This is a genomic window from Pantoea sp. Ap-870 (assembly GCF_011752515.1).
Classification (GTDB): domain Bacteria; phylum Pseudomonadota; class Gammaproteobacteria; order Enterobacterales; family Enterobacteriaceae; genus Pantoea; species Pantoea dispersa.
On sequence record NZ_VWXG01000001.1, the window covers coordinates 521,575 to 544,693 of the forward strand.

25 protein-coding genes are annotated in these 23,119 nt (G+C 59.0%); 14 read left to right on the forward strand and 11 right to left on the reverse strand.

Annotated elements, in window-relative coordinates:
* Positions 1-52 precede the first annotated feature (52 nt).
* On the reverse strand, positions 53-1,741 hold the full coding sequence (locus F3J41_RS02545) for an aspartate:alanine antiporter (protein WP_021508387.1): 1,689 nt from the start codon (positions 1,739-1,741) through the stop codon (positions 53-55).
* A 260-nt stretch (positions 1,742-2,001) separates the two neighbouring features.
* Here F3J41_RS02545 and ybjM point away from each other — a divergent pair, with 260 nt between their 5' ends.
* Positions 2,002-2,373 (forward strand): inner membrane protein YbjM, encoded by a 372-nt coding sequence (gene ybjM / locus F3J41_RS02550; RefSeq protein ID WP_058757791.1) that lies wholly within the window; start codon positions 2,002-2,004, stop codon positions 2,371-2,373.
* Positions 2,374-2,406: 33 nt separating this feature from the next.
* On the opposite strand, the gene F3J41_RS02555 is transcribed toward ybjM, so the two are convergent.
* Positions 2,407-2,670 carry a GrxA family glutaredoxin gene (locus F3J41_RS02555; RefSeq protein ID WP_010618314.1) on the reverse strand — a complete coding sequence of 88 codons (264 nt, stop codon included), beginning with the start codon at positions 2,668-2,670 and terminating at the stop codon, positions 2,407-2,409.
* A gap of 208 nt (positions 2,671-2,878) precedes the next feature.
* Here F3J41_RS02555 and F3J41_RS02560 point away from each other — a divergent pair, with 208 nt between their 5' ends.
* The 10 genes from F3J41_RS02560 (at position 2,879) to rlmC (ending at position 11,611) form a co-directional block, all read left to right on the forward strand.
* Positions 2,879-3,130, forward strand: coding sequence for a DUF1418 family protein (locus F3J41_RS02560; protein ID WP_059008991.1), 252 nt, complete (start codon positions 2,879-2,881; stop codon positions 3,128-3,130).
* 12 nt (positions 3,131-3,142) lie between these two features.
* The gene (nfsA, locus tag F3J41_RS02565) at positions 3,143-3,865 is read left to right on the forward strand and encodes an oxygen-insensitive NADPH nitroreductase (RefSeq protein WP_058757789.1); all 723 of its coding nucleotides are present in this window, start codon (positions 3,143-3,145) and stop codon (positions 3,863-3,865) included.
* 17 nt (positions 3,866-3,882) lie between these two features.
* Entirely contained in the window at positions 3,883-4,785 is a 903-nt protein-coding gene (gene rimK / locus F3J41_RS02570; RefSeq protein ID WP_021508383.1) for a 30S ribosomal protein S6--L-glutamate ligase, read from the forward strand.
* Positions 4,786-4,872: 87 nt separating this feature from the next.
* A complete protein-coding gene (locus F3J41_RS02575) occupies positions 4,873-5,352 on the forward strand; it encodes a YbjN domain-containing protein (protein WP_021508382.1) in 480 nt (159 codons plus the stop codon).
* 372 nt (positions 5,353-5,724) lie between these two features.
* Entirely contained in the window at positions 5,725-6,834 is a 1,110-nt protein-coding gene (gene potF / locus F3J41_RS02580; RefSeq protein WP_021508381.1) for a spermidine/putrescine ABC transporter substrate-binding protein PotF, read from the forward strand.
* A gap of 119 nt (positions 6,835-6,953) precedes the next feature.
* Complete coding sequence (gene potG / locus F3J41_RS02585; protein ID WP_021508380.1) at positions 6,954-8,087, forward strand: putrescine ABC transporter ATP-binding subunit PotG; 1,134 nt, start codon at positions 6,954-6,956, stop codon at positions 8,085-8,087.
* 9 nt (positions 8,088-8,096) lie between these two features.
* Positions 8,097-9,053: a putrescine ABC transporter permease PotH gene (gene potH, locus F3J41_RS02590; RefSeq protein ID WP_021508379.1), complete on the forward strand. Its 957-nt coding sequence runs from the start codon at positions 8,097-8,099 to the stop codon at positions 9,051-9,053.
* A complete protein-coding gene (gene potI, locus F3J41_RS02595; protein ID WP_166709851.1) occupies positions 9,050-9,895 on the forward strand; it encodes a putrescine ABC transporter permease PotI in 846 nt (281 codons plus the stop codon). Before potH ends, potI begins: the two co-directional genes overlap by 4 nt.
* A 66-nt stretch (positions 9,896-9,961) precedes the next feature.
* Positions 9,962-10,426 (forward strand): YbjO family protein, encoded by a 465-nt coding sequence (locus tag F3J41_RS02600; RefSeq protein WP_166709853.1) that lies wholly within the window; start codon positions 9,962-9,964, stop codon positions 10,424-10,426.
* A 48-nt stretch (positions 10,427-10,474) separates the two neighbouring features.
* The gene (gene rlmC, locus F3J41_RS02605) at positions 10,475-11,611 is read left to right on the forward strand and encodes a 23S rRNA (uracil(747)-C(5))-methyltransferase RlmC (protein ID WP_166709855.1); all 1,137 of its coding nucleotides are present in this window, start codon (positions 10,475-10,477) and stop codon (positions 11,609-11,611) included.
* Between the two features lie 63 nt (positions 11,612-11,674).
* On the opposite strand, the gene F3J41_RS02610 is transcribed toward rlmC, so the two are convergent.
* The 6 genes from F3J41_RS02610 to F3J41_RS02635 form a co-directional block, all read right to left on the reverse strand.
* Positions 11,675-12,406 (reverse strand): arginine ABC transporter substrate-binding protein, encoded by a 732-nt coding sequence (locus F3J41_RS02610; RefSeq protein WP_166709857.1) that lies wholly within the window; start codon positions 12,404-12,406, stop codon positions 11,675-11,677.
* 154 nt (positions 12,407-12,560) lie between these two features.
* Complete coding sequence (gene artM / locus F3J41_RS02615; protein ID WP_104092760.1) at positions 12,561-13,229, reverse strand: arginine ABC transporter permease ArtM; 669 nt, start codon at positions 13,227-13,229, stop codon at positions 12,561-12,563.
* Between the two features lie 3 nt (positions 13,230-13,232).
* Positions 13,233-13,946, reverse strand: coding sequence for an arginine ABC transporter permease ArtQ (gene artQ, locus F3J41_RS02620; protein WP_166709859.1), 714 nt, complete (start codon positions 13,944-13,946; stop codon positions 13,233-13,235).
* A 6-nt stretch (positions 13,947-13,952) separates the two neighbouring features.
* The gene (gene artJ / locus F3J41_RS02625) at positions 13,953-14,684 is read right to left on the reverse strand and encodes an arginine ABC transporter substrate-binding protein (RefSeq protein WP_021508372.1); all 732 of its coding nucleotides are present in this window, start codon (positions 14,682-14,684) and stop codon (positions 13,953-13,955) included.
* 15 nt (positions 14,685-14,699) lie between these two features.
* Complete coding sequence (artP, locus tag F3J41_RS02630) at positions 14,700-15,428, reverse strand: arginine ABC transporter ATP-binding protein ArtP (protein WP_021508371.1); 729 nt, start codon at positions 15,426-15,428, stop codon at positions 14,700-14,702.
* Between the two features lie 239 nt (positions 15,429-15,667).
* Positions 15,668-16,207: a lipoprotein gene (locus tag F3J41_RS02635; protein ID WP_021508370.1), complete on the reverse strand. Its 540-nt coding sequence runs from the start codon at positions 16,205-16,207 to the stop codon at positions 15,668-15,670.
* Between the two features lie 108 nt (positions 16,208-16,315).
* Between F3J41_RS02635 and F3J41_RS02640 the strand changes: the two genes are divergently transcribed.
* The gene (locus tag F3J41_RS02640; RefSeq protein ID WP_132465365.1) at positions 16,316-16,636 is read left to right on the forward strand and encodes a heavy metal-binding domain-containing protein; all 321 of its coding nucleotides are present in this window, start codon (positions 16,316-16,318) and stop codon (positions 16,634-16,636) included.
* Positions 16,636-17,460: an N-acetylmuramoyl-L-alanine amidase gene (locus F3J41_RS02645; protein ID WP_166709861.1), complete on the forward strand. Its 825-nt coding sequence runs from the start codon at positions 16,636-16,638 to the stop codon at positions 17,458-17,460. Before F3J41_RS02640 ends, F3J41_RS02645 begins: the two co-directional genes overlap by 1 nt.
* Positions 17,461-17,475: 15 nt before the next feature.
* Here F3J41_RS02645 and ltaE read toward each other — a convergent pair whose 3' ends face one another.
* The 3 genes from ltaE to F3J41_RS02660 form a co-directional block, all read right to left on the reverse strand.
* Entirely contained in the window at positions 17,476-18,477 is a 1,002-nt protein-coding gene (gene ltaE / locus F3J41_RS02650) for a low-specificity L-threonine aldolase (protein ID WP_021508367.1), read from the reverse strand.
* A 69-nt stretch (positions 18,478-18,546) separates the two neighbouring features.
* Complete coding sequence (gene poxB, locus F3J41_RS02655) at positions 18,547-20,268, reverse strand: ubiquinone-dependent pyruvate dehydrogenase (RefSeq protein WP_166709863.1); 1,722 nt, start codon at positions 20,266-20,268, stop codon at positions 18,547-18,549.
* A gap of 109 nt (positions 20,269-20,377) precedes the next feature.
* Positions 20,378-21,277 carry a lysine exporter LysO family protein gene (locus F3J41_RS02660; protein ID WP_058780819.1) on the reverse strand — a complete coding sequence of 300 codons (900 nt, stop codon included), beginning with the start codon at positions 21,275-21,277 and terminating at the stop codon, positions 20,378-20,380.
* Between the two features lie 134 nt (positions 21,278-21,411).
* Between F3J41_RS02660 and F3J41_RS02665 the strand changes: the two genes are divergently transcribed.
* Positions 21,412-23,052: an ATP-dependent endonuclease gene (locus F3J41_RS02665; protein ID WP_166709865.1), complete on the forward strand. Its 1,641-nt coding sequence runs from the start codon at positions 21,412-21,414 to the stop codon at positions 23,050-23,052.
* Positions 23,053-23,119 lie beyond the last annotated feature (67 nt).

Here is a 23,119-nt window from a genome sequence, read left to right on the forward strand (position 1 = left end):
CTTATTCAGACTGCATCGCGTCCGATTAGTTCTGACGCGTGTAAAAATATTTTTAAACAGGCAAAAGCGGCCAGATGATGACGATCAGCGTCCCCGCCAGCGTCAGCAAGACGTTGGCAATGGCGTAGGTGCCGGCATAGCCGAGCGCCGGAATGCTGCTGCGCGCGGTATCGCTGATGATCTCCATGGCCGGTGCGCAGGTGCGCGCGCCCATGATGGCACCAAACAGCAGCGCGCGGTTCATGCGCAGCACATAAGCGCCGAACAGATAGCAAATCACCACCGGTAACAGACTCACCAGCAGGCCGCTCAGCAGCATCAGCGCGCCCGCACTGCCGAGACCGTGCTGCAGCCCGCTGCCGGCGCTCAGGCCAACCCCGGCCATAAACACCATCAGGCCAAACTCTTTCACCATGGTCAGTGCGCCCTGCGGGATGTAGCCGAACGTCGGGTGGTTGGCGCGCAGGAAGCCGAGCATGATGCCGGCAAACAGCAGCCCGGCGGCGTTGCCCAGGCCAAAGCTGAAGTTGCTGAACTGGAAGGTGATCATGCCGATCATCAGGCCGATGATAAAGAAGGCGCAGAACGCCAGCAGATCGGTCATCTGGCTGTGAATAGCAATGAAGCCGATGCGATCGGCCAGGCTTTTCACCCGGCGCGCTTCGCCGCTCACCTGCAGCACATCGCCTTTGTTGAGCATAATGCTGTCGTCGATCGGCATCTCAATCTGGCTGCGAATCACCCGGTTGAGGAAGCAGCCATGATCGGTCAGTTTTAAATGGCTCAGGCGTTTATTCACCGCGTTGTGGTTTTTCACCACGATCTCTTCGGTGACGATGCGCATGTCGAGCAGATCGCGATCGAACACCTCTTTACCATTACGGAAACTGGCGTCGAGACGCGCATGGGCATCCGGATAGCCGACCAGAGAAATTTCGTCGCCGAGCTGCAAAACTGCATCACCGTCCGGACTGGCCAGAATGCCGTTACGCCGCAGGCGCTCAATGTAGCAGCCGGTCTGACGGTGAATCCCCAGCTCACGCAGGTTTTTGCCGCCGCTCCACTCAACCAGCTCCGGACCAACGCGGTAGGCGCGAATTACCGGCAGGAACACTTTACGCTGGCTGTCCGCATCCAGACCGCGCTCGCGCGCGATTTGCTGGGCGCAGGTCGGCAAATCCTGATGCTGCAGGCGCGGCAGGTAGCGTGCGCCAAAAATCAGGCTGACCAGCCCAATCAGATAGGTGAGGGCGTAACCCAGGCTGAGGTTATCCTGCATGCGACCCAGCAGCTGCGTGTCGCTGATGCTTTGCCGCAGCGTATCGCCTGCGCCCACCAGCACCGGCGTTGAGGTCATCGAGCCGGCCAGCATGCCGGCGGTGAGGCCGATATCCCAGCCAAAAAGTTTGCCGAGCGTCAGCGCAATCAGCAGGGCGCTGACCACCATGACGATCGCCAGAAAGAAATAGTTCTTACCGTCGCGGAAAAAGATGGAGAAAAAGTTGGGACCGGCTTCCACCCCGACACAAAAAATAAACAGCATAAAGCCCAGACTTAAGGCGTCAGTATTAATCGCGAAGTGTTGCTGACCCAGAATCAGCGAAACCACCAGCACACCAATAGAATTACCGAGTTGTACGGAGCCAAGGCGTAATTTACCCAGGCACAGGCCGAGGGCTAATACGACAAATAATAACAGAACGTCATTTCCGCTTAACAATTCTGCGACGTTAATGTTCACGGTTTAACTTCTTATTTACCTGTAACGGGTTGATGGGAGGGGATTTTTTCGCTATCTTGTGACGGCGGCGCACGGCCCGGTCACCGAATGTTCTTAATCTGTGACCCACATAAAGCGGCGCCATTCTAATCATAATTAACACCCTCAGCTATCAGCAGTTTTCATTCCTTCTGCCTTCAGCTGTTTCTTTTTATTTCCACGTAAGCGCATCAGGGCAGTTAAAAGTTTCAATATTGTTAACGTCAAAGTTGAGGAGAGGTATGTTGCAGCGCAATAATCGCTGGCCAGCATCGGTTCTGGGCGTGATGCTTTATACGCTGGTGTTTATTTTTGCACATCATTTTTGGTCCGCCGCCGCGACGCAGGCGGTGCGTGGACAGCCGGAACTGCTGCTGTTTCTGCTGCCGGGCATCGTGATGGCGCTGCTGCAGCCGGACAGTCCGCTGATCGGCACACTGTGGATCGCGCTGGGCGGGACGCTGCTGGGCATGACGTGGGTGTGGCTGGTGATGCCGATGACGCACAGCTTGCTGCTGGTGACGGCGTGGAGCCTGAGTGCACTATTCTGGGCGGGGTGCGGTGCGCTGCTGGTGCGCCTGTTGCGCATTATGCTGGCGATGCGGACCAGCTGAGTGAAGCGAAGACGGGCCCGCAGGCCCGTCAGGTCAGGCTTCGATGCCGAGGTTTTCTTTGGTCCACGCAGCAAATTCGGTGTAACCACCGATGTGCTGGTCGTCGAGGAAGATCTGCGGCACGGTAGACACCGGTTTGCCGGCACGCGCTTCCAGGTCGGCTTTGGTGATGCCGGTCGCCTGGATATCGACGTACTGATAATTAAAATCGTCGCGCTCGCTGGTTAACTTCGTGGCTAACTCTTTTGCTCGTACGCAGTAAGGGCAGCTGGAACGGCCAAAAATCACTGCAATCATTGCTTCTCTCCTTCCGCTGCTGTTTTGTGACTTGTCTCACATCACAGCGTGAATAATGCGTCACATCATGCCCGCCCATCCTGCTTAAGAAAAGCAGAAATTGCCTGTTACTCTAATGCGCGCTGTCTATACCCGGTCACAATGCCGTACTACAGTATTCGGGTATCACCTGCAGCAGAAACAGATGAACACTGAGGAGCCCTGAACCATGCGTAATCTGGCGACATTGCCCAAACCCGTGCTACTGCTGGAAGCGCTGGGCGTGCTGGCAGTGATTGGCGCGCTGCTGCTGGTCAACGACTGGCTGGCGGCACCGGCATTCATGGCGAAAAAACCGCTGGCAACGCTGCTGTTTTTCCTCGGCATTGCGCTGATGTTGCCGGCAGCGTGGCTGATGATGTGGCGCACCGCAAAGGCGATGGCACCGCAGTTGTTCAATCACACCGACAAAAAGAAGTAACCGGAGAGGATTATGACGCCGACTATTGATTTGCTTTGCAGCCACCGTTCCATTCGCGCCTTTACTGAGCAGGGGATTGATGACGCCCAGCGCAGCGCGATTATCGCTGCGGCGCAGGCGGCCTCGACCTCCAGTTTTTTACAATGTTCCTCCATTGTCCGTATCACCGACCGCGCCCTGCGCGAGCAGCTGGTGCAGCTCACCGGCGGCCAGCCGTGGGTCAGCGCCGCAGCGGAGTTTTGGGTATTCTGCGCCGACTTCAACCGCCACCAGCAAATCTGCCCTGAGGCTCAGCTGGGCCGTGCCGAACAGCTGCTGCTGGGTTGTGTCGATACCGCGCTGATGGCGCAGAACGCCATGGTCGCTGCGGAATCGCTCGGTTTAGGCGGCGTGTTTATTGGCGGCATTCGCAACAGCATCGCGCAGGTGACGGAGCTGCTGGGGCTGCCGAAGTTTGTTCTGCCGCTGTTTGGTTTCTGCATCGGCCATCCCGACGCGTCACCGGACGTCAAGCCGCGCATGCCACAGGCGATGCTGGTGCACGAAAACCGCTACCAGCCGCTGGATAAAGCAGTGCTGGCGCAATATGACCAGCAGATCACCGCTTACTATCAGCAGCGCGACAGCAATCAGCGCTCGGAAACCTGGAGCGAACTGATTCAGCGTTTGATCATTAAAGAAACGCGACCGTTCATGCTGGACTACCTGCATCAGCAGGGCTGGGCAACGCGCTAAGTACAGGGACTGCTGCAATGAAGATGGCCATTCTCACCCGTGACGGCGCGCTCTATTCCTGTAAACGCCTGCGTGAAGCCGCGGAAGCGCGTGGCCATCAGGTGCAGATGATCGATCCGCTCTCCTGCTACATGAATATCAACTCCGACTCGCCGGCGGTGCACTATCGCGGTGAGGCGCTCGGCCATTTTGACGCGGTGATCCCGCGCATTGGCACCGCCACCACCTTTTACGGTACGGCGGTGCTGCGCCAGTTTGAGATGCTCGGCAGCTATCCGCTCAACGAGTCAGTGGCCATTACCCGCGCACGCGACAAGCTGCGCTCGCTGCAGCTGCTGGCGCGCGAGGGCATCGACATGCCGGTTACCGGCTTTGCCTCGTCGCCGGATGATACGCAGGATGTGATCGCCATGGTCGGCGGCGCGCCGCTGGTGGTGAAACTGGTGGAGGGGACGCAGGGGATCGGCGTGGTGCTGGCGGAAACCCGCCAGGCGGCAGAGAGCGTGATCGATGCGTTTCGCGGTCTCAATGCGCATATTCTGGTGCAGGAGTTCATCAAAGAGGCGCGCGGGCGCGACATCCGCTGCCTGGTGATTGGTGACGAAGTGGTGGCGGCGATTGAGCGGGAAGCCAAAGAGGGCGATTTCCGCTCTAATCTGCACCGTGGCGGCAGCGCCCGCGCCGTCACCATTACCGATCAGGAGCGCGAGATCGCGGTCAAAGCGGCCACGACGCTGGGATTAGCCGTGGCGGGCGTGGATATTCTGCGCGCCAACCGGGGTCCGCTGGTGATGGAGGTCAATGCCTCTCCGGGGCTGGAGGGCATCGAAGGCAGCACCGGTTTAGACATTGCCGCCATGATGATCCGCTGGATTGAGCAGCACGCCTGTCCCGGTTATCGTCCGAAAACCGGGGGCTGAACCGCGCTTTTGCGCGGTTTTCGTGGCATCTGCGACTGTTTTTCCGTAAGCTAAGGCGCTTATTTATTCACCCCACAGGATACAACGATGGATTCACTGGTCGTTCCTGACATCGACATGCTGCGTCGCTGGCTGGATCAACAAAATATCACCTGGTTCGAATGCGATGCCTGCCAGGCTTTGCATCTGCCGCATATGCAGAATTTTGACGGGGTGTTTGACGCGAAAATCGACCTGGTGGATAACGTTATCCTCTTCTCGGCGCTGGCAGAAGTAAAGCCCACCGCGCTGATCCCGCTGGTTGGTGAACTGTCGCAAATCAATGCCAGTTCGCTGACGGTGAAAGCCTTTATCGATATACAGGATGACAACCTGCCGAAGCTGATCGTCTGCCAGTCAATCAGCGTAAGCGCCGGCATCACCTTTGGTCAGTTCACCCACTTCATGAAGCAGAGCGAAGAGGGGATTTCGATGGTGATCATGGAAGCGTTCGCCAATCATCTGCTGATGATGGGCGAAGACGAGGAGCGTCCGCCGAGTGTCAGCAGCCACAGCATGCTGCACTGATTTTTTCCCTCCTGCTAACTGCCGCTTTTTGCGGCAGTTTTCATTTCAGGCCCACCACTTTTTATTCTGCATTTTGCCCTTTATTGCCAGATATTAGTCGTGCTTTATGCCGCTAGTGCCAGAGTGCATAGCAGAAACATGCATAACTTATCGCAAAAAGGCGTTTTTTAAGCTGGGATCTGGCACGCAGGAATCAGGGGGGCTATTCTTGCGGGGCTGTCTGATACGTGCAACTACGGCGCAGCTATAGGTTTTTGCTATTAAACTCCCGCTGAATATTGATTCATTGTGTGGCTGTAATTTTACAGACAACGCAACGACCGGATCGCGTGTATGCAGCGTTGTGATGACCCGCTCAGGAGGAAGAAAAACATGATCAACCAGTCAAAAAAATGGTTGCCAGGTGTGGTTGCAGGTGTGCTGATGGCTGCGGCCGTGGGCGCTCAGGCAGAGGATAAAACGCTGCACGTTTATAACTGGTCCGATTATATTTCGGCCGACACCGTGCCCAATTTTGAAAAGCAGACCGGCATCAAAGTGGTCTACGACGTGTTTGACTCCAACGAAGTGCTGGAAGGCAAACTGATGGCTGGCAGCACCGGCTATGACGTGGTGGTACCGTCGTCGAGCTTCCTCGCACGTCAGCTGCAGTCTGGTGTGTTCCAGGAGCTGGATAAGAGCAAGCTGCCTAACTATAAAAATCTCGATCCCGATCTGATGGCGAAAGTGGCCCAGCACGATCCGGGTAACAAATACGCCATTCCTTACCTGTGGGGCACCACCGGTATTGGCTATAACATCGATAAAGTCAAAGCGGCACTGGGCGCCGATGCGCCGGTGAACAGCTGGGATCTGGTGCTGAAGCCGGAAAACCTGGAAAAACTGAAGAGCTGCGGCGTTTCGTTCCTCGATGCGCCAGAAGAGATTTTTGCCACCGTGCTGAACTACCTCGGCAAAGATCCGAACAGCTCTGACGCGAAAGATTACACCGGCGCGGCGACCGATCTGCTGCTGAAGCTGCGGCCGAATATCCGCTACTTCCACTCTTCGCAGTACATCAATGACCTCGCCAACGGCAACATCTGCGTCGCCATCGGCTGGTCTGGCGATATTCTGCAGGCGAAAGATCGCGCGGTGAAAGCCAACAACGGTGTCCATCTCGGTTACAGCGTACCGAAAGAGGGCGCGCTGGCATTCTTCGACATGATGGCCATTCCAAAAGACGCGAAAAATCTGGATGCGGCTTATCAGTGGCTGAACTACATCATGGATCCGAAAGTGATTGCCGACGTCTCCAACAAGATGAACTACGCCAACGGCAACAAAGCGTCGCTGCCGCTGATCAATGCGGATGTGCGCAACAATCCGGGTATCTTCCCGACACCGGAAGCGATGGCCAAACTGTTTGTGCTCAAGGTCCAGGATCCGAAACTGGATCGTGCGCGTACCCGTGCATGGACTAAAGTAAAAAGTGGTAAGTAATTCGTTCTGAACGGATTCCCTTATCGGTAAACGACAACAGAGGCGCGGTGCTGGCCTCTGTTGTGTCATTTAGCGGCTGGCTGTGCCGCGCTATCCCGCTTAGCGCCGGAGACATGTGAGTGAACGACGCGATTCCCCGCCCCCAAAATAAAACGGCTAAGGCGTTAACGCCGCTGCTGGAAATCCGCAACCTGACGAAATCGTTTGACGGCCAGCACGCCGTGGATGATGTCAGCCTGACCATTTACAAAGGCGAAATTTTCGCGCTGCTGGGCGCTTCCGGCTGTGGCAAGTCCACGCTGCTGCGGATGCTGGCCGGCTTTGAAATTCCCAGCAGCGGCCAGATTGTGCTGGACGGTCAGGATCTGTCCCACGTGCCGCCGTATCAGCGGCCCATCAACATGATGTTCCAGTCGTACGCGCTGTTTCCGCACATGACGGTGGAACAGAACATCGCTTTTGGCCTGAAGCAGGACAAACTGCCGAAAGGCGAAATCAGCAGCCGCGTGGCAGAAATGCTGGCGCTGGTGCATATGGAAGAGTACGCCAAACGTAAGCCGCACCAGCTTTCTGGCGGCCAGCGTCAGCGCGTGGCGCTGGCGCGGAGCCTGGCGAAACGTCCCAAGCTGCTGCTGCTCGACGAACCGATGGGCGCGCTGGATAAAAAACTGCGTGACCGCATGCAGCACGAAGTGGTGGATATTCTGGAGCGCGTAGGCGCTACCTGCGTGATGGTGACCCACGATCAGGAAGAAGCCATGACCATGGCGGGCCGCATCGCCATCATGAACCGCGGTAAATTTGTGCAGATCGGCGAGCCGGAAGAGATTTACGAGCATCCGACCAGCCGCTACAGCGCCGAGTTTATCGGCTCGGTGAATGTGTTTGATGGCCTGCTGCGCGAACGCCGCGACGAGGGCGTGGTGATCGACAGTCCGGGGCTGATGCATCCGCTCAAGGTGCAGACCGATGTGTCGATTGTGGACAACGTGCCGGTGCACGTGGCGCTGCGGCCGGAAAAAGTCATGCTGTGCGACGAGGTGCCGGCCGACGGCTGCAACTTTGCCGTCGGCGAAGTGGTGCACATCGCCTATCTCGGCGATCTGTCGATTTACCACGTACGGCTGCGCAGCGGCCAGATGATCAGCGCCCAGCTGCAGAATGCGCATCGCTACCGGAAAGGCGCGCCCACCTGGGGCGATGAAGTGCGCCTGTGCTGGGATGCCGACAGCTGTGTGGTCCTGACGGTTTAAGGAGGCGCTATGAGCCAGATTTCTCAACGCAGCGAGCCGGAGGTAGCGGGCACACCGCTGCAGCGCTGGGGCACGCGCATGAAAATGCAGCACGGTCGCAAGCTGGTGATCGCGCTGCCTTATCTGTGGCTAATTCTGCTGTTTATGCTGCCGTTCCTCATCGTGCTGAAGATCAGTTTCGCCGATATTGCGCGCGCCATTCCGCCGTACACCGATTTGGTGACCTGGGCGGACGACCAGCTCAACCTGGTGCTCAATCTGGGCAACTACCTGACGCTAACCGACGATCCGCTGTACGCCGAAGCTTATCTCACCTCGCTGAAGGTGGCGGCGATCTCAACGGTGATCTGTCTGCTGATCGGTTATCCGCTGGCGTGGGCGGTGGCGCACAGCAAGCCCTCTATGCGCACCATCCTGCTGCTGCTGGTGATCCTGCCGTCGTGGACCTCGTTCCTGGTGCGCGTCTATGCGTGGATGGGACTGCTGAACAACAACGGAATCCTCAACCGCTTCCTGATGTGGCTTGGCGTGATCGATCATCCGCTGATCATCCTGTACACCAACACGGCGGTGTATATCGGTATCGTTTACTGCTACCTGCCATTTATGGTGCTGCCGATCTACACCGCGCTGACGCGCATTGATTATTCGCTGGTGGAAGCATCGCTCGACCTCGGCGCGCGCCCGCTGAAAACCTTCTTCAGCGTCATCGTGCCGCTGACCAAAGGCGGCATTATTGCTGGCTCAATGCTGGTATTTATTCCGGCGGTGGGCGAGTACGTGATCCCGGAACTGCTCGGCGGACCGGATAGCATCATGATTGGGCGCATTTTGTGGCAGGAGTTCTTCAACAACCGCGACTGGCCGGTGGCCTCGGCGCTGGCGGTGATCATCCTGCTGATTTTGATTCTGCCTATCGTCTGGTTCCACAAACATCAAAACCGTGAAATGGGGGAGAAGGGATGAATCAGCTACCGGTAATCCGCTCTCCGTGGCGCACCGTGATTCTGGCGCTGTGCTTCCTGTTCCTGTACGCGCCGATGCTGCTGCTGGTGGTTTACTCCTTCAACAGCTCGCAGCTGGTGACGGTATGGGAGAGCTTTTCGTTTCACTGGTATCGCGTGCTGTTCCAGGATGATGCGATGCTGGATGCGGTTGGCCTGAGCCTGACCATCGCGGCGCTCTCGGCCACCATGGCAGTGGTGCTCGGCACCATGGCGGCGGTGATTATCGTGCGCTTCGGGCGTTTTCGCGGCCACAGCGGCTTTGCTTTCATGCTCACCGCGCCGCTGGTGATGCCCGACGTGATCACCGGTCTGTCGCTGCTGCTGCTGTTCGTGGCGATGGGCAATACCTTTGGCTGGCCGGGCGATCGCGGCATGCTGACTATCTGGCTGGCGCACGTCACGTTCTGTACCGCCTACGTGGCGGTGGTGATCAACTCGCGGCTGCGCGAGCTGGATCGCTCAATTGAAGAAGCGGCGATGGACCTCGGCGCTACGCCGCTGAAGGTGTTCTTCGTGATTACCGTGCCGATGATTGCCCCGGCGATCATTACCGGCTGGCTGCTGGCGTTTACTCTGTCGCTGGACGACCTGGTGATCGCCAGCTTCGTCACCGGCCCGGGCGCTACCACGCTGCCGATGGCGATCTTTGCCACGGTGCGCCGCGGCGTCAATCCGGAGATCAACGCGCTGGCCTCGCTGATTCTGTTTGTGGTCGGGCTGGTCGGCTTTATCGCCTGGCGCTTTATGGCGCACGAAGAAAAACAGCGATTGCGCGATATTCAGAAAGCAAAACGTGGCTGAGTGACGCAACATTTGCCAATATAAGCAAGGCTGACTCTGTCAGCCTTTTCTTATGGAGCGCGCGCAATGTCGGAAACGTTGAAAAACCTGGTGTTAACCTCCACGCCCGTGCCGGTAACCATTGCCGGCAGCGCCATTATCGCCACGCGCTGTATCAGCGTGCTGATGCTGGCCAATGAGCTGGGCTATGACGAAATCGCCAATTTCGTGCACCGCAGCGCGCAGGCGTGGGACTCCACGCTGATCTTTATCGCCAGCCAGCTGATTTTCCTGTTTGAACTGCGCTGTGCCTTTGCCCTGATGCGCGGCAGTAATGCCGGGCGCTGGGGCTACGTAGCCACACAGATCGTGGTGTTGCTGTACATGCTGATGGCGTCGGTGGGCTGGATCTATCCGGAGATTTTCAGCATTCCCGGCGAGAATAACGCGCAGATTATTCACCACACGCTGCTGCAGAAACTGCCGGATGTGCTGGTGCTGCTGCTGCTGTTTGTGCCGGCCAGCAGTCGCGCATTTTTCCGCAGCCGGTGATACAATCGGCCCCCGTTTCTGCTCCCGATTCTCAATACAGGCCTTTCCATGCATTGCGCGCTTTATCAGGCCGGTCGCTGTCGCTCATGTCAGTGGCTGGAAAAACCCTATCCGCAACAGCTGAACGACAAGCAGACGCAGCTGACGCAGCTGCTGGACGGCATGCCGGTCGCCGACTGGCGGCCGCCGATCACCTCGGCGCAGCAGGGGTTTCGCAATAAAGCCAAGATGGTGGTGAGCGGCAGCGTGGAAAAACCGCTGTTCGGCATGGTGGCGCGTGACGGCGAGCCGGTGGATCTCTGCGCCTGTCCGCTCTATCCCGCCAGCTTCGTGGCGGTATTCGACGTGCTGAAACCCTTTATCGCCCGTGCCGGTCTGACGCCGTACAACGTGGCGCGCAAACGCGGCGAGCTGAAGTTTTTGCTGCTGACGGAGAGTACCCAGGGCGGCATGATGCTGCGTTTTGTCCTGCGCTCGCACAGCAAACTGGCACAGCTGCGCGCCGCGCTGCCATGGCTGCAACAGCAGCTGCCGCAGCTGCAGGTGATCTCCGCCAATATTCAGCCGGTGCACATGGCGATACTGGAGGGTGAGGAGGAGATTGCGCTGACGCCTGAGCAGGCGCTGCCGGAACGCTTTAACGACGTGCCGCTGTATATCCGTCCGCAAAGTTTCTTTCAGACTAACCCGCAGGTGGCGGCTGCGCTGTACGCAACGGCACGCGACTGGGTGGCGGAGCTGCCGGTGCACAGCATGTGGGATCTGTTCTGTGGCGTTGGCGGCTTTGGCCTGCACTGCGCCACGCCGCAGATGCAGCTGACCGGCATTGAAATCAGTGCGGAAGCCATCGCCTGCGCGCAGCAGTCGGCGCAGCAGCTGGGGTTAGAGCAGGTGAGTTTTGCCGCGCTGGATTCCACGCAGTTTGCCACCGGGCATACGAGCGTGCCGCAGCTGGTGCTGGTCAATCCGCCACGTCGCGGTATTGGCGCAGAACTGTGCGCCTGGCTGAGCCGCATGGCGCCGGACTACATCCTGTATTCCAGCTGCAATCCCGCCAGCATGGCGCAGGACATTGCGCGTCTGGCCGACTATGACATCAGCCGCGTGCAGCTGTTCGATATGTTCCCGCACACCGCACATTTCGAGGTGCTGACGTTACTGCGTCGTAAGGGTGGAATCGCGTAGCGCCCGGCTGCGCTGAGGACGTGCAGAACCTGGCAGGCCCGGCGCCACGCAACTCCATAATGCTTATTCCGGGAACCACTTCTGATTGATCTGCTGCCAGCGACCGTTGGCTTTCAGCGCCGCCAGCGCGCCATTCAGCTGTTGCAGCAGCGCGCTGTTGCCCTTGCGCACCGCAATGCCGAGCCCGGTGCCGAAGTAGTCGCTGTCGGTAATGTGCTCGCCGACCGTGCTCAAATCCGCATTGGCCTTCAGCCACTGATTGACGACTGCGCTGTCACCAAATACGCCGTTGAGCCGGCCATTTTTCAGGTCGAGGATTGCGTTCTGGTAGCTGTCGTAGGCCACCGCAATTACTTCCGGATGTTTCTCCAGCAGGTATTTCTGATGGGTGGTGCCGTTTTCCACGCCGATGCGTTTGCCTTTCAGCTGGCTAAAGTCGCTATATTCACCTTTATGGGCGATGACAATCGCCGAATTGGCGTAGTAGGGCTGGGTAAAATCGACCTGCTTACTGCGCTCGGCGGTGATATCCATGCCGGAAATGACCGCGTCATAGCGACGGAATTTCAGCGAAGGAATCAGGCTATCAAAGGCATTGTTGGTGAAAGTGCACTCGGCCTGCATCTGCTGACACAGCGCTTTAGCGAGGTCGATATCAAAACCGACAATCTGGTTATTCTGATCGAGTGCTTCGAACGGGGGATAGGTGGCTGAGGCAGCAAAACGAATTTTCTCTGCCGCATAAGCATTCATTGCCAGCGTTGCCATCACTGCCGCAACAATCCATTTTTTCATTATAAGGCTCCTGTAAACCATGCCAGAGGCGAAACGATTTACACGATGCCAGTTAATGCATTTGTATGCAATAAATATGATTAAAAATTTATTTCGCTGTGATCAGATATAGCGAGAAAGGGCGCGGCGCTTTTCTTCGCGCCGCGTCAGACGATCAGTTGCGGCGCTCAAACGCCAGCGCGCGCTTCTCGACCAGGCGCATCAGCAGCGTCAGCAGGCCGTTAACCACCAGATAAATCAGACCGGCGGCAGCATATACGGTGACGTCGTAGGTGCGGCCATACAGCAGCTGGCCGTGGCCCATCACCTCCATCAGCGTTATGGTATAGGCCAGCGAAGTACTCTTGAACACCAGCACCACTTCATTAGAGTAAGAGGAGAGGGCGCGCTTAAACGCGTACGGCAGCAGAATACGCAGCGTATCGCGGCGGCGCATGCCCAGCGCGGCGCAGGAGTGCCACTGCCCGGCCGGAATGGCGCGCACCGCGCCGTAGAACAGCTGTGTGGTGTAGGCTGCGCTATTAAGCGACAGCGCCAGCATGGCACACAGCCACGGCTGCGACAGTAAATGCCAGAGCCACGGCACGTTCTGAATGCTGGGGAACTGGCCGGGACCGTAATAGATCAGGAAAATCTGCACCAGCAGCGGCGTGCCGGTAAACAGTGTGATATAGCCTTTGACCAGCCAGTTGAGCAGCGGCAGCTTCAGCGCCAGCACAATGGTGCACAGCAGCGCCAGCAGCAGCGCGGCGACCAGCGAGGCGGCCGTTAGCGTCAGGCTGGTATGCAGGCCTTTCAGTAGCTCAGGTAAATACGCCAGCATGCGTCAGGCCCCCCGCTCGAAACGCGTGGTATGTGATTCAATACGGCGCAGCACCGCCTGACTGAATAGCGTAATCACTAAATAGATCGCGGCAGCCACCAGATACCAGGTAAACGGCTCCTGGGTGCGCGTCGCAATGCTTTTGGTCTGCAGCATGAGATCGTTGACGCTAATCAGCGACACCAGCGCCGTATCCTTGAGCAGCACCAGCCACTGATTGCCGAGTCCGGGCAGCGCATGGCGCCACATCTGCGGCATAATCAGGCGGAAGAAAATCGCTGACTTTTTCATGCCCAGCGCCTGGCCTGATTCCCACTGGCCGGACGGCACCGCTTTCAGCGCACCGCGCAGCGTTTGAGAGGCGTAAGCCGAATAGAGCATCGCCAGCGCAATCACGCCGCACAGGAACGGGCTGACATCAAAGTTCTCAATCTGCATCTGCACCGGCAGGGTGAACAGGCCCAGATTGAGCTGGAAGCCGTCCGACAGCGTCAGCAGCAGCTGCGAGGCACCGAAATAGATAAACAGCACCACCAGAATTTCCGGCAGGCCGCGAATCAGCGTCACCAGCCCGGTACCGATCCACGCCAGCGGTTTCCAGCGCAGCGATTCCCAGCCAGCAAAAATCATCGCCAGCGCGAGGCCGGCGATCAGGGCACAAACGGCAAGGCCGACGGTCATGCCGGCGGCGCTTGCGAGTGGAATCATTTCATTCATCAGAAATTACTGCTGAAACCATTTGTTGTAGATGGTTTTGTAGGTGCCGTCGGCTTTGATCTTATCCAGCGCGCCGTTGAACTTCTGCTGCAGTTCGCTGTTGCCCTGACGCACGGCGATGCCGAGACCGGTGCCGAAGTAGGCTTTGTCGGTCACTTTCTCACCCAGCGCGGCGAGGTTGGCGTTCTGCTTCAGCCACTCGTTAACCACGGCGGTATCCCCGAACACCGCATCAATACGGCCATTCTTCAGGTCGAGCACCGCATTCTGGTAGCTGTCGTAAGGCACGATGGTGATGTCGCTGTGCTTGTCAGAGAGATATTTCTGGTGCGTGGTGCCGTTCTGCACGCCCACACGCTTGCCTTTCAGCGCCGCAACGTCCGCCAGCTTGCCTTTCTGCGCGATGAAGGTCGCAGAGTTGTCGTAGTAAGGTTTGGTGAACAGCACCTGCTTTTCACGCTCTGGCGTGATATCCATGCCGGCCATCACCGCGTCAAAACGGCGGAATTTCAGGCTGGGGATCAGGCTGTCGAAGGCCTGGTTGGTAAAGGTGCAGGTCGCATCGATCTCTTTGCACAGCGCATTGGCCAGATCGACGTCAAAGCCCTGGATTTTGTTGTCGGAGTCGACAAATTCAAACGGCGGATAAGACGCCTCGGTCGCGAAACGCAGGGTTTGCGCGGCAGAAGCGCTCAGGCTCAGGCTGGCAAGCAGTGCAGCAAGTACAACTTTTTTCATTAGAAGCATCCTGACTTAGTGCGAAAGATAATGAGCAAACGCCTCGGTTTGCGGCTGTGTAAAGTGGCTGGCATCGCCCTGTTCAATGATGCGACCGTTCTCCATGTACACCACGCGGCTGGCGGTTTTGCGCGCCACCTCAACTTCGTGGGTCACAATCACCTGCGTGATCTGCGTCTGCGCCAGCTCACGAATGATGCTGACGATTTGCGCCGTGATCTCCGGGTCAAGCGCCGCGGTCGGTTCATCAAACAGCAACACCTGCGGCTCCATCATCAGCGCGCGCGCAATTGCCACGCGCTGCTGCTGGCCACCGGAAAGGTGCAGGGGAAAGCGATCGGCGTACGGCGTCAGGCGCAGGCGTTCCAGCAGTTTATCGGCGCGCGCGCGTGCCGCATCTTTGCTGAGTCCGAGCACACGACAGGGTGCTTCAATCAGGTTCTGCATCACGCTGAGGTGCGGCCACAGATTGTACTGCTGGAACACCATGCCGACATTCTGGCGCAGTTCGCGAATCGCGTTGTCGGACGGCGTCTGGCTAAAATCGAAGTGGTTGCCGGCAATCTGCAGGCTACCGGAACGCGGCAGTTCCAGCAGGTTGAGCACGCGCAGGAGTGAACTTTTACCCGCGCCACTCGGGCCGAGCAACACCAGCGTTTCGCCCTGCGGGCAGGCCAGGTTGATATCGAACAGCGCCTGATGGGCACCGTAAAAACAGTTGATGGCGTTTAGTTGAATACTCATGCGCAAAAAATGAATAGCAATTAGTGTCGCAAATCTTAACGTCACCAGAATAGTTATGCAATTGAGGTGGGTTAAAATTTATTAAAGAGCAATTAAACAGCAAAAGCGTAGCACAAAATCGGGCAGGGCAGTGGGGAAAGGGGCTGACGGGTAAGCATTGGCTGTTGCGCGGAAGCTTAGCGGCGCCGCAATGGTGCGGCGCGCTAATGGTTGCGGCTGAGTGCGGAAAAAATGCGCGACTATTTTTTCTCTTCCAGCAGCTGGCTGAGCGAGCCGCCACCGGCGTGTGGCCAGTCGCCGACGTAGCGCACATCATCCACCACCCAGCAGGTGCCTTCGTGGATCATCAGCACTTCATCGCGCCAGCTTTTATCGCCGCGGCTCAGCGTCACGCGCAGCGGAATATTACGCGCGTCGCGGTTAGGAATGCTGGAGGCGCTGGCCACGTCAGCGGCAGTGGGCCCCTGTGCCAGGCTGGAGAACAGATCGCCCTGACGCCACGCTGCCGGTGGGTTGCTCTGACTGCTGGCATGCAGCAGTTTCTGATACAGGTTGTCGCTCAGGTACGGGCGATATTTTGCCAGCGTGGTGCTGTCCGGCAATCCCTGAGTTGGCTGGCTGACACGTAAATCGTAGAACTGCTGCGCCACGCTGTCCGGACCGCCGTCAACGCAGGGTGCGGTACGCGGCCCGTTGTCCTTGATCACCGGCTCAACGGTGGTACAGGCACTCAGCAGCAATGCAGCGGGAACAAGCAGCGCAAAGGCTTTGTTTCTCATCTCGATTTCCTTATTGTTCACTGGCAAAGCGCCATTTTTAGCATAGAGTATAGCCGTGCTTTTACGCCGTACGAGCTATCGCCTCATGAATCACCACAGGAGAGAACGATGAAATTTTCGACTACGCCAACCCTGGAAGGGCAGAGCATCACTGAATATTGCGGCGTTGTGACCGGCGAAGCGATTCTCGGTGCCAACATTTTCCGCGACTTCTTTGCCGGCATCCGCGATATCGTCGGCGGCCGCTCCGGTGCCTATGAGAAAGAGCTGCGCAAAGCGCGGCAGATCGCCTTCGAAGAGCTGGAAGAACAGGCGAAAGCCATGGGCGCCAATGCAGTGGTTGGCATTGATATTGACTACGAAACCGTGGGCAAAGACAGCAGCATGCTGATGGTGAGCGTTACCGGTACTGCGGTGATCGTGCGCTAATGCGCGCGGTGTTACTGCTGGCGATGGCGCTGCTGCTCAGCGCCTGCCAGTCGACGCTGGAAGCGCGCAACGGCTATTGGGTCGATAGCGCGCACCCGGCGCAGGGGGCCAGACCGCGCATCAAAGTGGTGGTAATCCACTACACGGCGGAGGACTTTCCCTCGTCGCTGGCGACCCTGACGGACCGCAACGTCAGCGCGCACTATCTGATTCCGCAGCAGCCGCCGCAGAAAAACGGCGCTGGGGTGATCTGGCAGCTGGTGCCTGAAAACCAGCTGGCGTGGCATGCCGGACCGAGCTTCTGGCGCGGCGCAACGCGCATTAATGACACCTCAATTGGCATCGAAATCGTCAATGCCGGCTATCGCCGCACGCTGACCGGCCGGCAGTGGCAGCCGTTCACCGCCGCGCAAATCACGGCCCTGACCGCGCTGGTGCGCGATATCAGCCAGCGTTACGGCATCAGTCCGGAAAATATTGTCGGGCACAGTGATATTGCGCCGCAGCGCAAGCAGGATCCCGGTCCGCTGTTTCCGTGGCAACAGCTGGCCCGGCAGGGGCTGGGAGCGTGGCCGGATGCCGCCACGGTGCAGCGCTATCTGGCTAACCAGCCGCCGGATGCGCCGGTGGAGTATGCAGCGCTACTGACTGCGCTGCAGCGCTATGGTTATGACGTTGCCGCTGCGCCAACGCCGCAGATGCAGCGCAAACTGATTGCGGCGTTTCAGATGCATTTCCGCCCTCGTGATTACCGTGGCGAAGCCGATGCCGAGACGCTGGCCATCGCCCGTGCGCTGCTGGCGAAATACGGCGCGGCACCGTAGCCGCGCGTTGCGGCGTTACGGCTGCAGAAAGGCCTGCCAGCGCGCCACCAGCTGCTGTAATTGCTGGCGGCTGACATCCAGATGGGTGACGATGCGGGTCTGCGGACCTACGCTGAGCAGCACGTCGCCCGCCTGCATCCAGCGCTGTAGCGGTGCGACCTGCTCCGCCGGCACTTTCACGAACAGCATGTTAGTGTGCTGGCTCACCACTTCCACACCAATAGCGCTGAGCTGTGCGCCGAGCCACGCGGCGTTGTCATGATCCTCCTGCAGACGCGCCACGTTATGCTGCAGCGCGTAGAGACCGGCAGCCGCCAGAATGCCGGCCTGGCGCATGCCGCCGCCGGTCATTTTGCGCCAGCGCCGCGCCTGCTCGATATAAGCTTCATCACCACACAGCAGGGAGCCGACCGGCGTGCCCAGACCTTTCGACAGGCAGATGGTCAGGCTATCGCAGTAGCGGGCGATATCGATCAGCTGCACACCCTGCGCCACTACGGCATTAAAGATGCGCGCGCCGTCAATGTGCAGCGCCAGCTGACGCTCGCGGGTAAATTGCCACGCCTGTTCAAGGTAGCTCAGCGGCAGCACTTTGCCGTGATGGGTATTTTCCAGGCTCAGCAGGCGGGTGCGGGCAAAATGCATGTCGTCCGGCTTGATGGCGGCCGCCACGTCATGCAGCGGTAGCGTGCCGTCGGCAGCCGCGAGGATCGGCTGCGGCTGGATACTGCCGAGCACCGCGGCACCGCCAGCCTCATATTTGTAGTTGTGCGCCTGCTGGCCGACGATGTACTCATCGCCGCGCTGGCAGTGGCACAGCAGCGCCACCAGGTTGGCCTGGGTGCCGGTAGGGAAGAACAGCGCAGCCGCTTTACCGCTCAGGCGCGCCGCTTCAGCCTCCAGCGCATTGACGGTGGGATCATCGCGATAGACATCATCGCCGGTTTCGGCCGCCATCATCGCATCCAGCATCGCGGCACTCGGGCGGGTCACGGTATCACTGCGTAAATCGATCACGTTGCTCTCCTGACATAAAAAAGCGGGCTAAGCGCCCGCATGATGATTAATCCGGCAAGTCTCTTCGTTTTACCGCAGCCAGTTGGTTTTCGCCAGCTCGACGATTTCATCACCGCGGCCATTCAGGATCGCGCGCAGCATATACAGGCTGAAACCTTTAGCCTGCTCGGCTTTGATTTGCGGTGGCATCGACAACTCTTCCTTGGCGGTGATCACGTCCACCAGCACCGGACCGTCGTGGGCGAACGCCTGTTGCAGCGCGCCATCCAGTTCCGAGGCTTTTTCCACGCGGATCCCTTTGATGCCGCAGGCGGTGGCGATGGCGGCGAAGTCAGGGTTCTCCAGATCGGTGCCGTCGGTGAGATAGCCACCGGCTTTCATCTCCATTGCCACAAAGCCCAGCACGCTGTTATTGAAGATCACCAGCTTCACCGGCAGCTTAAGCTGCGCCAGCGAGATGAAATCGCCCATCAGCATGCTGAAGCCGCCATCGCCGCACAGCGCGACCACCTGACGCTGTTTATCGATGGCCTGTGCGCCCAGCGCCTGCGGCATGGCGTTGGCCATCGAACCGTGGTTAAACGAGCCGAGCAGACGGCGCCTGCCGTTCATTTTCAGATAGCGCGCCGCCCACACCGTTGGCGTGCCGACATCACAGGTAAAGATGGCGTCATCAGCCGCATAGTGGCTGATCTGCTGGGCCAGATACTGCGGGTGAATCGCCTGCTTATCGTTGGCGGTCGCCAGATCGTCCAGCCCTTTGCGCGCATCCGCGTAGTGCTCCAGTGCGCGATCGAGGTGATGACGGTCGCTGTGGCTGGTGAGCTGGGGCTGCAGCGCCTGCAGCGTGGCTTTGATGTCGCCCACCAGCGCCATGTCAACGTGACTGTGCGCGCCGAGGCTGGCCGGATTGATATCAATCTGAATAATGCGCGCGTCCGCCGGGTAGAACGGGCGATAAGGGAACTGGGTGCCGAGCAGCACCAGCGTGTCGGCATTCATCATGGCGTGATAGCCGGATGAGAAGCCGATCAGCCCGGTCATGCCGACGTCGTACGGGTTATCGTACTCGAGGTGCTCTTTGCCGCGCATGGCGTGCACCACCGGTGCTTTCAGCGTTTCGGCCAGCTTTACTACTTCCGCATGGGCACCGGCGCAGCCGCTGCCGCACATCAGGGTGATATTTTTCGCTTCATTGAGCGTCTCTGCGAGGCGCGTCAGTTCACTGACCGACGGCACCACCTGCGGCAGCTGCGGCGGATACCATTCGCTGCGCGCATTCTCCGGCGCCGCCTGCAGCGCCACGTCACCCGGCAGCACAATCACCGACACGCCGCGATTGAGGATGGCTTTACGCATCGCAATGCCGAGCACCTGCGGCAGCTGTTCCGGATTGGAGACCAGCTCGCAGTAATGGCTGCACTCGCGGAATAACTCCTGCGGATGGGTTTCCTGAAAATAGCCGCTGCCGATTTCGCTGGAAGGAATGTGCGCGGCAATCGCCAGCACCGGAACATGGTTGCGATGGCAGTCAAACAGGCCGTTGATCAGATGCAGGTTGCCAGGGCCGCAGGAGCCGGCGCACACCGCCAGCTCACCGCTGATTTGTGCTTCCGCCCCGGCGGCAAAAGCGGCCACTTCTTCATGGCGCGTTGGCATCCATTCAATGGTGCCCATGCGGTTGAGGCTGTCGTTCAGTCCGTTGAGGGAGTCACCGGTTACGCCCCAGATGCGTTTTACGCCGGCGCTCTCCAGCGTTTTGGCCAGCAGGGCCGCCACTGTTTGCTTCATCGTTCGCTCCTTTCTGGTGTTGGCCATCCAGTCGGATGGCAAAAAACGTGTCAGAGAGAAAGCGTAGACGAAGCCGCAGCGCAGCGGGCGTGAAAAAATGCGCTGCGCGTCAGGCGGAAAACAGGGCGATGAGGATCGGTGCCAGCAGGTTCATGATAAAACCGTGCACGATGGCCGCAGGCACAATCTCCATTCCGCCGGCACGCTGCAGAATCGGCAGGGTGAAATCCATCGACGTGGCACCGCTCAGCCCGAGTGCCATACTGCGGTAGCGGTTGACCAGCACCGGAATCAGCAGCACCGCAGCCAGCTCGCGCAGCAGATCGTTAAAGAAGGCGGCGCTGCCCATCACCGGGCCGTACGCTTCGGTCATCAGAATGCCGGACAGTGAATACCAGCCGAAGCCGCTGGCCAGCGCCAGTCCGGTTGACAGCGAAACGCCGAGCAGCCACGCCGCCAGCACGCCGCCGCCCAGCGAGCCGCACAGGGATACCAGCGCTACCGTCATGCCGCGCCGGTTCAGGGTGATCTGGCGCAGCGTCATGCCGCTGCCGCGCAGCTGTACGCCAACCAGGAACAGCAGCACCACCAGCGCAATTTCGCTCAGGGTGGAGGCATGGCGCAGTGGTGCCCATTGGGTTAATCCCAGCAGGAAACCGGCCAGCACCGCCACACACAGCTTGAGTGACTCCAGCACCATGTGCCAGCGCGACGGCAGATTCTGCTGGCGATGCTGCTGCCGCCACGGCCAGCGGCGATCCAGCAGCCACAGCGCCAGCAGCGAGCAGCTCAGAATGGCGCCCGCGGCAATCAGCGCGGTTTTAAACACGATCAGCAAGTTGGTGCCGAGATTGTCGAGAAAGGCGAGGCTGGTACCCATAAAAAACAGAATGGCGTAAATCAGCAAACTCAGCAGGCGGTTAACGCGCTGCAACAGTGCAGGCTGATGCCACGGCAGCAAATAGCCCACCATCAGCGGCACCAGAATGATAAGCAGTCCGGTATACATGAAAAATGACGTCCTTTTTTGCGAGACGCCACGCTAATGGAAAATGCCTGAAGTGTAAACCTTTTCTCCCGCTGCCGACTTGACCAACGCAGCGCGGCGGACCATGCTCTGGCAAAGCACGGAGGGACTGCGCGATGATTCTGGAACATATCGATATACACGGCTTTCGCGGCATTAACCGGTTGTCGCTGCCGCTGACCGACACCAACCTGTTGATTGGGGAAAACGCGTGGGGTAAATCCAGTTTGCTGGATGCGCTAACGCTGCTGCTGGCACCGGCCGCTGAGCCCTACATGTTCACCGAACAGGACTTCCATTTTCCGCCCGGTGAGGTGGAAGCCCGGCGGCATAAGTTGCAGCTGGTGTTTCGCTTTCGCGCGCAGGGCGATGAGCATGAAGCGCTGTTTGCGCCGTTCTGGCAGCAGGATGACGCGGGGCGATACCTGCGCTTCAGTACGCTGGCGACGCGCCAGGGCAGCGAAGTCAAAACCCGCTGGCGTTTTATTGACGCGCGTGGCGAGGTGCTGCCGCTGGCGGGCACCGACGCCGCGCTGGCGCAATTGCGCGCGTACTATCCGGTGCTGCGCCTGCGTGATGCGCGCTTTGGCCGGCGGTCGCGCCATAGTGACAATGACACGCAGCGGCGCGCTGATACGCTGAGCGCGCTGGCGCAGGAAATGCATAGCCTGACGCGCGATCTGGTGGCGCGGCCACAAACCCTGAGCGACGAGCTGTTGCGCCAGGGATTGCATACCATGCAGCAGCTGATGGCGCACTATTTTCTGGTCCAGCAACCGGACACGGGCGCCGCGCGGGTTGCGCCGGAGCTGCGTGACGGCAGTCAGGGCTGGCGTTCGCTCGATCAGCTCAATCAGCTGATCGCCGGTACCGAATCGCGCAGTCGTCAGGTGATTCTGCTGCGCATGTTCTCGCTCCTGCTGCAGGCGCACGGCAGCGATGCGCTGCCCACAGGCGCGCGCCCCTTGCTGCTGGTGGAGGATCCGGAAACACGGCTGCATCCCATCATGCTGTCGGTGGCATGGAATCTGCTGGCGCTGATGCCGCTGCAAAAAATCGCCACCACTAACTCCGGTGAGCTGCTGTCACAGGTGGCGCTGGAGCAAATCTGCCGACTGGTGCGCGAGCCCGATCGCGTGGCGGCGTGGCGTATCGGGCCAGAAGGATTAAGTGCCGAAGAGGCGCGCCGTATCGGCTTTCACATCCGCGTCAACCGTCCGTCGGCGCTGTTTGCCCGCTGCTGGTTGCTGGTAGAGGGTGAAACCGAAGTGTGGATCATCAATGAGCTGGCGCGGCAGCGCGGCTACCATTTTGCCGCGGAAGGCGTGAAGGTGATTGAGTTTGCGCAGTCCGGGCTTAAGCCGCTGCTGAAATATGCACGCCGCATGGGCATTGCCTGGCACGTGCTGACTGACGGCGACGAGGCCGGGAAAAAATATGCCGCCACTGCGCGCAGTCAGCTGCAGCCGCATGAGCAGGAGAGCGACCATCTCACGCAGTTCCCGGCGCCCGACATCGAACACTTCCTTTATAAGCAGGGCTTTAGTGATGTCTATCATCAGATGGCGCACCTGCCGTTAAACGTGCCGATGAACGCGCGGCGTATTATTACCAAAGCCATTCATCACAGCTCGAAGCCGGAACTGGCGATTGCGGTGGCGATGGCAGCGGCCGAACGCGGGCCGCAGGCGATTCCGCCGTTGCTCGATCAGCTGTTTGGCCGCGTGATGTGGCTGGCGCGCGGTCGGGCAGAGTAAAACTGACGCGGGACGCCAAAGAAAAATGCCAGCGTCTGCGGCTGGCATTTTTTTTCGGGAGTGGTCA